Origin of the sequence: Acetobacter nitrogenifigens DSM 23921 = NBRC 105050, from assembly GCF_000429165.1 — a bacterium.
Taxonomy (GTDB): Bacteria; Pseudomonadota; Alphaproteobacteria; order Acetobacterales; family Acetobacteraceae; genus Acetobacter; species Acetobacter nitrogenifigens.
The window spans coordinates 1-9010 of record NZ_AUBI01000038.1; the positions used below are offsets into that span (position 1 = coordinate 1).

9 protein-coding genes and 1 tRNA gene are annotated in these 9010 nt (G+C 60.5%); 4 read left to right on the forward strand and 6 right to left on the reverse strand.

Going from position 1 to position 9010, the window contains the following annotated elements; genetic code table 11:
- The 6 genes from G442_RS0118520 to G442_RS0118545 form a co-directional block, all read right to left on the reverse strand.
- Positions 1 to 298: transposase (locus tag G442_RS0118520; RefSeq protein ID WP_246789545.1), on the reverse strand; the 298-nt coding region annotated here is incomplete at its 3' end.
- A 615-nt stretch (positions 299 to 913) separates the two neighbouring features.
- The gene (locus G442_RS25435; RefSeq protein WP_026399156.1) at positions 914 to 1294 is read right to left on the reverse strand and encodes a DUF6538 domain-containing protein; all 381 of its coding nucleotides are present in this window, start codon (positions 1292 to 1294) and stop codon (positions 914 to 916) included.
- Positions 1295 to 1402: 108 nt separating this feature from the next.
- Positions 1403 to 1493: transfer RNA gene (locus tag G442_RS0118530), tRNA-Ser, on the reverse strand.
- Positions 1494 to 1506: 13 nt separating this feature from the next.
- Positions 1507 to 2196 carry a phosphoribosylanthranilate isomerase gene (locus G442_RS23420; RefSeq protein ID WP_051292548.1) on the reverse strand — a complete coding sequence of 230 codons (690 nt, stop codon included), beginning with the start codon at positions 2194 to 2196 and terminating at the stop codon, positions 1507 to 1509.
- Entirely contained in the window at positions 2193 to 2900 is a 708-nt protein-coding gene (gene pyrF, locus G442_RS0118540; protein WP_026399157.1) for an orotidine-5'-phosphate decarboxylase, read from the reverse strand. Before pyrF ends, G442_RS23420 begins: the two co-directional genes overlap by 4 nt.
- A 13-nt stretch (positions 2901 to 2913) precedes the next feature.
- Positions 2914 to 3261, reverse strand: coding sequence for a lipopolysaccharide assembly protein LapA domain-containing protein (locus tag G442_RS0118545; RefSeq protein ID WP_026399158.1), 348 nt, complete (start codon positions 3259 to 3261; stop codon positions 2914 to 2916).
- A 180-nt stretch (positions 3262 to 3441) separates the two neighbouring features.
- Between G442_RS0118545 and G442_RS0118550 the strand changes: the two genes are divergently transcribed.
- The 4 genes from G442_RS0118550 to G442_RS0118565 all read left to right on the forward strand — a co-directional run.
- The gene (locus G442_RS0118550; RefSeq protein WP_026399159.1) at positions 3442 to 3747 is read left to right on the forward strand and encodes a hypothetical protein; all 306 of its coding nucleotides are present in this window, start codon (positions 3442 to 3444) and stop codon (positions 3745 to 3747) included.
- A 97-nt stretch (positions 3748 to 3844) separates the two neighbouring features.
- The gene (locus G442_RS0118555; RefSeq protein WP_026399160.1) at positions 3845 to 4342 is read left to right on the forward strand and encodes a protein-export chaperone SecB; all 498 of its coding nucleotides are present in this window, start codon (positions 3845 to 3847) and stop codon (positions 4340 to 4342) included.
- A gap of 134 nt (positions 4343 to 4476) precedes the next feature.
- Positions 4477 to 7449, forward strand: coding sequence for a glycosyltransferase (locus G442_RS0118560; protein WP_246789544.1), 2973 nt, complete (start codon positions 4477 to 4479; stop codon positions 7447 to 7449).
- 800 nt (positions 7450 to 8249) lie between these two features.
- Positions 8250 to 9010: sugar phosphate isomerase/epimerase family protein (locus G442_RS0118565; RefSeq protein ID WP_026399162.1), on the forward strand; the 761-nt coding region annotated here is incomplete at its 3' end.

Sequence of the window (9010 nt, forward strand, 5' to 3'; positions counted from 1 at the left end):
GAATGTTTGTGCCGTCGAGGAAGACCAGACCTAAAGCCGAATCCTGACCCTTCGCCTGTTCAAACAGAGCCTGCCAGACGCCGAGCTTTGCCCAGCGGATGAAGAGTTGGGCTGCCGTCCACCAGGGGCCGAGTTCAGCAGGAATGGAGCGCCATTTCGCGCCGTTCTGATGGCGCCAGAAAATCGCTGACATGGTCCGTCGCAGATCGCGAGGCGGGGTTTTGCCTTTCGGACGAACCGTCTCGATCAGAGGTTCCCAGATCGACCATGCATCATCGGAAAATACAGACTGTATCATGCTCATGACAAAGAGCTATGCAGTGCGCTCCGTCTTTCAAGACCTAACAGGCCCTAAGCCTACGCTTTCTCAAAAGGTGACGCAGCGAATGAGTTGGAGCAACAGCTGAATTCAGGAGCTGGCTAGGACCCGGGAAGTTCAAATTGGCAGTGATAAGATGCCTGTTAGCGTTCCGTAAGAAAAACGACGATGGATGTGAGGCTCTTTTGTCTACGCTGGGCCTGACAATTAGGCCGACTTGCTCGCTTGCCAGTCAAATTGCGTCGGATCGGTCCTGTGACGTTTCACGGTCAGGTTCCCCGGCTCTAAACCTCCCCCCTACGCCCCGGATTTCGGAAGCGCCAGCCGTCTCTTTCAATATGGCGACCCGCCTCATCCCACGAGTAAACAGCCATGTAATTATCTTTATCGTGATGGTTGTCAGCCAGAGGAGCGCGCAGATAAATCACTCCTTCGCTATCGCTCTGGGCAATCTCTTCTATATAGTGCAGCCCAGTGGAGCAATGTCTGTAGCAGGCGCAAGAACGCGTGTAGCCGCTTCTTCAGGAAAGAACGTGAAGGTGCTTGCGACGTTCACCGAGATAGAAAGCGGCAAGAAGAATGACCGTCCGAAGCTCATGGAGGCGATGGAGCGTTGCCGTCTGACCGGAGCGACAGTTGCTGATCGCCAAGCTCGACCGCCTGAGTCGTGACGCTCACTTCCTGCTCCGGCTTGAGAAGGCCGGGGTGGAGTTCGTTTTGTCTGACATGCCCCACGCGAGTCGTCTCACGGTCGGCAGCCGCCACCAGTTTCGCATCGACCTCCTGCCTGATCGCCTCAAGCGCCTTCGGACGGCGGGCTATCGCTTCAGCACGATCCGAGGTGCCCAGAGCCTTCACGATTTCGGCTTTGTGGCCTGTGGCGGCTCCGTATGCCTTGCCCACGTCTTCCCGCCGTTCACGTGGAATATGGAAGCGGACTGCCCAGCTATGGCCGCGCCTGAAGATGTTCAGCAATCGTCTGCCCCCGCCTTGGCGATGTAACGCCGCACATGTAACCACACGGCACAGCGCTGTAACTACAGGCTAGGCTAACTGCTTTGATTTAAAAGGAAATTCGCTCTGTGGCGGAGAGAGTGGGATTCGAACCCACGGTACGCTATTAACGCACACACGCTTTCCAAGCGTGCGCCTTAAGCCGCTCGGCCATCTCTCCGGCGTCGGCAAGGCTAGATAGCAGCATCTCCACGAGACTCAAGAGGGAAAGCGCTTTCGGTCGCATTCTTGTCGCGCGCGGCCGCAATGAAGCGCCGGATCGCATGAGGATCCTTGACGCCCGGAGAGCGCTCGACGCCGGAGGCGACGTCCACTGCGACCGCGCCGCTTTCAGCGATAGCCTGGGCGACAGTGTCCGGCCGCAGGCCGCCAGCCAGCATCCAGGGCGATGGCGCGGCCCAGTCGGCTGTAATCGCCCACGGGAACGCGACGCCATTGCCGCCGGGGCGCGTCGCGTCTTTCGGAGGGCGGGATTCGACGACAAGCCGCTCGAATCGTCCCTCGGCTGGCAGGTCGGCGGCGTCCGAAACCGGGCAAGACAGCCAAGTCGGCAGGCCAAACCGCTCCCGCAGGACGAGCGCCCGCTCGGGCGAGGCGTAAAGCTGCATGACGACGACGGGAGCATGTGCAAGCGCCCGCTCTATTTCCTGCTCGGACGGTTCGACGAATAATCCGACAATGACGGGCTGAAACGCGGCGGCTTTTACGATGGCGGCCAGTTCTCGCGCACGCTCGGGCGTCACGTAACGTGGGGACCGGCTGAAGAAGTTGAAACCGATCCAGTCGGCGCGACAGTCTATGCAGGCGGCGACCCCGACCTCTTCGGTCAACCCGCAAATCTTGACGCCGACTGCGCCGCTCACGACGTCAGCTCTGCCGCTATGGCGGCGGCGGCGGCGGCGGGGTCATCTGCGCCAGTGATGGGGCGGCCGACCACGATCCAGTCGGCGCCGGCCCTGCGAGCCTCTCCCGGCGTCATGACGCGTTTCTGATCGCCCGCCGCAGCGCCTGCGGGGCGGATGCCGGGCGTTACCAATACAGGAGACTCGCCGAATTCGCGACGCAGGGCTTCCAGTTCACGAGCTGAGCAGACGAGGCCGTCCGCCCCGTTGCGCAGCGCGAGTTCGGCCAACCGCAGCACCTGCGCTCTCGCGCCGCCCGCAACCCCGGTTTCTGCAAGTGCTGCATCGTCCAGACTGGTCAGGACCGTAACCGCAAGCAGTAGCGGCCGCGCCGTTGTGGCGAATGCGTCATTCCGCGCCGCGCTGGCGGCGGCGACCATGGCGCTTCCGCCGCTTGCGTGAATCGTCAGCATGGCCGGTTTCAGACTCGCCAGACTGCCGACGGCTGCGCCGACGGTATTGGGAATGTCATGCAGCTTTAGGTCGAGAAAGAGCGCCCGTCCTGCGGCAAGTCGTGCGACCGCGCCGAAACCCGCCGCATAGGCGAATTCGAGTCCAAGTTTTATGACCGAGGCGTGGGGTGTCACCGCATGCGCCCAGCGCTCTGCCTGCGTCGGGTCACGCGTATCCAGGGCGGCGATCAGCCCGGTCTGTCGATCGGTCATCTGGGTTTCGCTTTCAGAGCGACTGCGGCGGCAGGCTGGTGTGGGGCGTCTCGGAAATCGGCGGAACCATGACCGCGTCCCGGCGAAGCTGCGCCAGTTCGGCGTCGCGTTGCGTCAGCGTTACGTTCAGCTCACGAATTTGTGCTTCCGCTTTCCGTGCGCGCCGCCGCTGGGCCAGTTCCACGACCCATACGGAGAACGCGCCCAGCAAAAACGATATGGCGGCGACGATCAACGCCACGATCCCGACAGATGAAGACCACCCGTATGTCAGGAGCCACATCTGGAGGGAGTCCTGATTACTCGCGGCGAAGAGGATCAGCGCGAGCAGAAACGGTATGATGAGGATAAGGCGGATCATGGTCGATTCCTAACGTCACGCCGCGCCCGGAGCAAGGAAAGCGCTGATGGATGGCTCGGCCATCGGCCGCGTTCTGTCAATTGGACGGGGAAATCTTGCATCGGGTCGCCGTGCATGGTGTCGTGACGGAACGCCGCCAGCAGGCGCGTTCTCCCGGGTTGGAAAGGATCGTCCTGACCGATGACTACCGTTCTGCCATTCGATTTGCCGGGCAGGAAACGGGGCGAAAATACGCGGGATGGAATGTGGGCCGTCGTCGCCCTGATCGGGCGCACGCGAAAAGTGGCGAATATCTATCCGACACGCGAAGCCGCCCTGACGGACTGCGCCTGGCGGCGTGACCAGGTCCGCGCCTACGCTCATTTTCTCGAGCAATCTTTGGACCCGGCGCCGACCTATCATATCGCGCCGATTCACCGCGCCGAGTTGCCAAAGGGGTGGAAACCGATGCCGGCTCTCGGGGTGTTGCATGGACGTTTCGTCTGAAAGCGGCCTTCGCTGACCGCCGCACTCGCTCATACGCGCGATGTCTGCTACGGAACCCTTTGTAGGGTATACATCGAAATGGAGCGCGTTCTTCAATATGGTCGATGCTAACACGATGGAGTCGGTCGCGGGCAGCGTCCAGCAGCAGACTGGTCCGTCCATTCTTATGGGTGTGCAGTATGTCCGTTCCGTCACGTTCGACGTCCATAACGCCCCACTGATCCACACCCGGCCGCCCCAGCGTCCGCATACGACGTTGCAGTTGGACGTCGGCGCCAAGCAGATCGGAGAGAACTCTCCTGACTTCGAAGTCGAACTGGTGCTGCGCTGCGAAGGGGTGGGGGAGTCGCCTGCGGAAGGGCAACAGCCTCTCGCGCTGTTCAACGCCAGAATCGTCTACGCCGGACTGTTTTCGTTGAGAAACTCCACCGCCGAGACCTTTGAGCCGCTGCTGCTGGTGGAGGCGCCGAGAATGTTGTTTCCCGCCGCCCGCAACTACCTTGCCGATCTCACCCGTGAAGCCGGGTTCCTGCCCGTCATTTTACAGCAGATCGATTTTGTGGCGCTGTGGCGGGCCCGTCGCGCCCAATCGTAACGCCCGCTAGCAGCGTCAGGCGTGACCGCGTTGACTGCGGCGATGTTCACTCGGGGCACGTGTTTGACCCTGCAAGTCGACGCATCGCCAAGGCCGACTTTCAGGCAAGGTGAGATAAAGTGCCGCCGGAGTCCTTGAAGACGCCAGTTTGGTCCAGTTTTGACGCCGACTGGTACCGCGCCCGCTACGCTTTTGAACTTGGAGAACTGGCCGCCGCCGACAACGCGGCGCTGGAGGCCCATTATCGGAACGAAGGCGCCGCGCGTGGGCTATCGCCCAACAAGTATTTCGATGAGCAGTGGTACCGCGGCGCCTATCCTGACATTGAAGAGGCCATTCGCCAGAATGGCTTTGTCTCAGGCTTTGACCATTACTCGCAATACGGTCACGAAGACCGGTCGCCGAACGGGCTGTTTTCGGAGCCCTGGTATCTGTCCCGCTACCCGGATCTGACTCGCGCGACCCTTGATCGTTCGGGGGCGCTCAACGGCTACGATCATTACTTGCGAACGGGCGACCGGGAGTTTCGGTCTGGCAGCCCCTTCTTTGACCCGCAGCTCTTTTACAACGACTCTCTTCTCGCGCCGTCGCCGCTGCCCGACAACGAGCCGCATCCGGCGTCGTCCATTCCCGAAACAGGCGCCTTCGCCACATTGCTGGCTGCTCCTCATGAGGCCGATGTTCGTCGCACGTCGTGGTATTTCGACGCCCCATGGTATCTTGAGACGTATCCCTCAGTCAGAAAGGCCTTGCGGGACGGCTTGTTTCAAAGCGCGCTGCAGCATTTTCTGACTAACCGCACGCCCGGTCAGTTTTCGGCGCTCCAGTGGTTTTCCGAAAGTTTCTATCTCGATCTTTACCCGGATATCGGCGAAGCCGTCGCGGCCAGAAATTTTAGGTCGGGTTATGAGCATTTCGTTCGTTTTGGCTGCCTTGAGCGGCGGCGCCCGCATCCGGACATCGATCTCGAGGCGTATTTCCACTCGGGGTCGGTGCGCGAGGACATCGAGCGAGGTCTTTTTCGGGACGCGTTCGCCCACTGGATTGCGCGCCGCGAGACTCAGGCCCAGTCCCTGCCTCCGCTCGATCAGAGCGAGTATCAACGTCTCGCTGCGCGTCGCGCCGAGGCGCTGATCGCGCTTCTTGCGCGACGCCCTCTCGATTTTTCTTTCAGCGGGACACCTCAGTTGAGCGTCGTCATGCACGTGCGCAACAGGTTTCCCCAGACGCTGGCGGCACTCTCCGCGTTACGTTGCACGTTTCATGCGTCTACCGAACTGGTGATTGTCGACGCAGGCTCCCGGGACGACACGGCGCGTATAGAGCGATTCATAATCGGCGCCAGGGTCATCAGGCTGGAGAGTGACGCCACCCATGCCGACGCCATGGCGTCGGCGTTGCCGCACCTGACGGCGCAGGTGGCGCTCTGGTTGGGGCAGGGCGTCCAGATGGGGCATGGGGCCGTGCAGGCGGCGCTGAGCCATTTCGATGCGGTCGGAGGATCTGGACGAAAACGAGTCGGTCTTGTCACCGGGCGCACCGTTCGGCCGGATGGCCGGTTGCTGGAGGCCGGGGCCATCCTCTGGCGTGATGGTTCGCTTGAGCGTTATCTGGAGGGCGCTGCGCCTGAAACGCCAGAGGCGTGTTTTTCGCGGGAAGTTTCCTGCGGTTCGACGCCCTGCCTGATGGTCGATCGGGCGCTGCTTGGCGTGCTGAATGGTTTCGACAGGACGTATGACTCTCCGGCGGCGGCAATCGTCGACCTCGGGTTGCGGGCGGCGGCGCTTGACGCCGTCACACTTTACGAACCTGAGATGCTCGCCTCGGTGGACATCGTTGCGTCAGAAGCCGCCACGTTGGAAGCGTCGGATCGCGCCACCCTGCGAAGCCGCCATGCGGAGTGTTTTCTGACTTTACCGCCGCCCGCGCCGTCTCTTCGCGCCAGGGCGCGTTTGGGGGCGTCGCCGCGCAAGCGTATTCTATTTGTCGAGGACAAAGTGCCGTGTCGCGGACTTGGCTCTGGCTTCGTGCGTTCGAATGATATCGTGCGCGCGATGAGCCGCCTCGGTCATCAGGTGACTGTGGCTCCGATTTACTCAGTCACTGAACCACTTTCCAAAATTCGCGCTGATTTTCCGCCCGATGTTGAGGTTCTTCACGACCTGGAGCTGAAAGACTTTGACAGGCTCCTGACCGAGCGGAGTGGCGTTTACGATTGTGTCTGGATTGGCCGTACCCACAATCTCGAGCGTCTGGCGCCGACTCTGCTGGCGCATGCGGCCGGCCTGCCCATGAACGGAATTGTGCTGGATACGGAGGCGCTTGACGCGCCGAGAACCGCTCTTCGCGCGCAACTGGCAGGCGAGACCCAATCGTCATCGGTGGCGGACGCTGTATCGGCTGAACTGGCGTACGCATGGTTGTGCCAGGCTGTCGTCGCCACCAGCGCGCTGGACGCCGACGCGATCAGGCAGGCGGGATACGCCAATGTCATGGAGCTGGGGCACATGCAGCCGGTCCGCCCTACACCCGCGAAGTGGGCGGAACGGCGTGATTTATTGTTCGTCGGGGCGATACACGAAGCAGGGTCGCCGAATCACGATAGCCTTGTCTGGTTTATCCAGCATGTGCTGCCGCTGGTGCGCGAAGCATCAGGGGCTGACATACACCTCACTGTTGCGGGATACTTGGGGACGGGCGTCGACCTGAGCTCGCTTGGCGCGTTTCCTGGCGTCGAATTGCTCGGAGCGGTCGATGATGTCGCGCTGCTTTACGCTTCCCACAGGGTGTTCGTCGCGCCTACGCGCTTTGCGGGTGGCGTGCCCTATAAGGTGCATGAGGCGGCTTCGTACGGCCTTCCCGTTGTCGCGTCCGACCTTCTCGGCCGTCAACTCGGCTGGCGCGACGGTCTTGAAATCGTTTCTGGTCCTGTCGATGATCCGTCCCGGTTTGCCTTGCGCGTAGCGTCCTTGTATGCGGACGAAGAGTTCTGGGGCGCGGTGCGCGTGGGCGCGTTGCGTGCGCTCGAGGACGAAAACAGCGAAAAATCCTATACGGTGCGCCTCAATGTGATTCTGCAACGTGTTTTGGCAGCCAGCAGGCCGTAGACGTAGATGAAGGGCGCGCTGGTGCTTTCCGGAAATTTGTCGGCATCGCATTCTGGGGTAAAATTTTTCTTCTGAAATCGCGTGTTGAAACCTTGATCATTTTGATTGAACGTTTTGCGTGCGCTCATCAGGGCGCAACCGTTTCCGTCGGTCAGCATTGACTGCTGCGGTTGAAAAAACGCGATCAGAATAATTTTACTGTCTCTTCTATTCTCCAGACATAGTCAGGCTTCGGGCTTGTCGGGGATTTCGGCAGTAAGTCCGCTCGTGCGATTTGCGACGCCGGACGGTTGGCAGGACCCGGTAACTGCTCGCGCGCCTCTCTCTTCTGGTGGATCCAGTCGTCCACGCCGCAGCCTGCGTCAGCACGAGGCTTTATCCGCGTGTGGAAACGTGGATCAGACTGAAAAACGAGACATGTTACGTTTTGGATACCATCTTCCGAGACGTCATGGGTTTAGGGTTCATTTCCGGTTGCCTGATATATGATGTGTGGATAGTCCAAGTGTTCCGCAGCTTTACGTGAATCGTATCGACGCCGTTCATGTCATGGATATCAATATGTCTCTTCTTGAAGCATTGCGGGCGTCCGCCGCTCCCTGTAGCGTGGATGTGACGCAACGATTATGGGCGGCATCTGGAAAAGAGATGTTGCCGTTAAAAAAATCTCCTCTCGCTCTGCAGACTGACAAACCGGTCTGGTTGATTTCCGAGGTCGACTGGGTGGCGGAGGATCCGTTCTCAGCCGCCAGAGCAAGCGCGGAGTGGTTTCAGAGTTATTGTGGGGGAAGGACGTGACGATGCGGACCATCAAGGGCCCGGCCATTTTTCTTGCCCAGTTCATTGGGGATTCCGCGCCGTTCAATAGCCTTGAAGGTCTGGCTGGATGGGCGGCGGAACAGGGATACAAGGGCATCCAGATCCCGACCAGTGCGCCATCGATTTTCGATTTGCAGGCGGCGGCGGACAGCGACGAATATTGCAGTCGGGTCCGCGGCGTTCTGGATGAGGCCGGGATCGAAATTACGGAACTCTCCACGCACATTCAGGGACAGTTGCTGGCAGTCCACCCCGCTTATGACGAACTGTTTGCGCCCTTCGCCCCTGACGCAGTGCAAGGAGATCGAGTCGCGACGCAGCAATGGGCGGCCGGCCAGCTAAAGCTCGCCGCTCAGGCGTCCCGTCGTCTGGGGCTGACGGCGCATGCGACGTTTTCCGGCGCACTGGCATGGCCGTATCTGTATCCGTGGCCTCAGCGACCGCCGGGTTTGATCGAGGCGGCGTTCAGCGAACTTGGTAAGCGCTGGAGGCCTGTTTTGGATCAGTTTGACGAGGCTGGGGTTGATCTGTGCTTCGAACTGCATCCGGGAGAGGATCTACATGACGGAGCGTCTTTCGAAAGGTTCCTCAAAGAGGTCAACAATCATCGCCGTTGCAATATCCTGTTTGACCCCAGCCATTTTGTCCTTCAGCAGCTCGACTATCTGGCGTTTATCGATAAGTGGCGCGAAAGAATAAAAATGTTCCATGTGAAGGATGCGGAGTTCCGCCCAACGGCGGA